The organism is Pseudomonas sp. PDM25, assembly GCF_019219045.1.
Lineage (GTDB): Bacteria > Pseudomonadota > Gammaproteobacteria > Pseudomonadales > Pseudomonadaceae > Aquipseudomonas.
On the sequence record NZ_JAHUWL010000052.1, the window covers coordinates 1 to 1,374 of the forward strand.

The window sequence follows — 1,374 nt, forward strand, 5'->3', positions numbered from 1 at the left end:
CGCCACGGCACAAAGCGTTCGGCAGCCCTAGTGCCTCCAGGCGGTTGATACGGCGGGCGAGAAGCAGCAATGGGTGGCCCGCCGCCGAAAGCATCCGCGCCGCCGCTTCGCCAATCCCCGAACTGGCTCCGGTGATGATGATCAATGGTTTGGTCATGTGTGAATCTCCTGAAATACGAAAAATAAATAACTGAGCTTGGCCTACAGTATATTTACTGCTGTTAAGGCTTAAAAATGCTTTATTTCTCTCTCTGGCATCGAAATAAACTATGGATATCCGTCATCTCAAGGCCTTTCTGGCCGTCTTTGAAGAGCGCAATATCACATCGGCGGCGCAGCGTTTGTTTATCAGCCAGCCCACGCTCTCGGTGATCATCAAGCAGCTGGAGCAAGAGTTGGGTACGACGCTGTTCATCCGCCAGCCACGGGGCGTAGAGGTGACTGAAGAGGCGCGAGTGCTGTATCCACAGGCGCGGCGGATGGTTGCCGAAGCAATGGCTTTGAGCCGATTATTTCGTGCAGGTGAAAGCCGCGCACTGCTCGAGCTGGGTGTGGAAGGTGACATTGCTGACAGCCACATCGAAGGGTTCATACGTATGGCCCATCAGGCGCTGCCCAATTTGTTACTGACCCTGAAAGAAGGTTGCCAGGGCGATGCCCGCCTGGCCGTGGAAGAGCTGTGCTGCGAGGACGAATTGTTCCTGCCGCTCTGGGAGGAGTCCTACGTGATGACACTGCCCGTCGAACACCCCATGGCGCAGGACTCAGAGCAACAGCGTTGGACACCCATTGACGATTGGATTACCTGCCCGCAGCACGTCTCCCATCAACGCTTGATGGCCCTCTACGAGTGTTCGCCAGGGGCGGTGGCCGGTCACGCCGGCTCATTGAAGCAGGCGCTGAATATGGTCAGCGCTGGTATCGGAGTGGCGATGCTGCCGCAATCGTTAGTGAGCGAACATAAAGGGGTGGTGGCACGTGCCTGGCACCTGCCGACGCCGACTCGCCGCGTCGGTCTCTGTTATGCCGCGCAGGCCCTGGAGCTGCCTACGTTACGCCTCTTGCACGAGTATTTTCAGACACATCGGCCACCGCCGTTTTCTGATGTCTTTCCACCGTTTGCGCATGCTTGATTACGCGCCACATAGCTGTGCCGTCCTCAGGCGTCGGAACTAGAAGCGGGGAGGATATGCATCCGGATACTCGCACGGGCCAAACAACGCGCCCTTTGAGTCGAATACAACGGCAGGTGCCCTGTTCGCCTGCGCAAAAGGTGGGTTCTTGGTTAGCGGAAATTCATCGGGTAACCCTGGCGAGCAACACCAATGCCTTTGAAAATCATAACAGTGACCCCTGATACAATTGTTGGAACAA

At 56.6% G+C, this 1,374-nt stretch carries 2 protein-coding genes; one reads left to right on the forward strand and one right to left on the reverse strand.

Annotated features, from left to right (window positions below; translation table 11 throughout):
• A partial coding sequence (locus KW848_RS32300) for an SDR family NAD(P)-dependent oxidoreductase (protein WP_218539179.1) occupies positions 1-157 on the reverse strand: 157 nt, incomplete at its 3' end.
• Between the two features lie 112 nt (positions 158-269).
• On the opposite strand from KW848_RS32300, the gene KW848_RS31250 reads away from it, so the two are divergent.
• Positions 270-1,133, forward strand: a complete 864-nt coding sequence (locus KW848_RS31250) for a LysR family transcriptional regulator (RefSeq protein ID WP_218539169.1) — start codon at positions 270-272, stop codon at positions 1,131-1,133.
• The last annotated feature ends 241 nt before the right edge of the window (positions 1,134-1,374 follow it).

What these genes read in the sequence shown, in the direction of transcription:
- KW848_RS31250 (WP_218539169.1), top strand. Translation starts at nt 270, where the DNA reads ATGGATATCCGTCATCTCAAGGCCTTTCTGGCCGTCTTTGAAGAGCGC.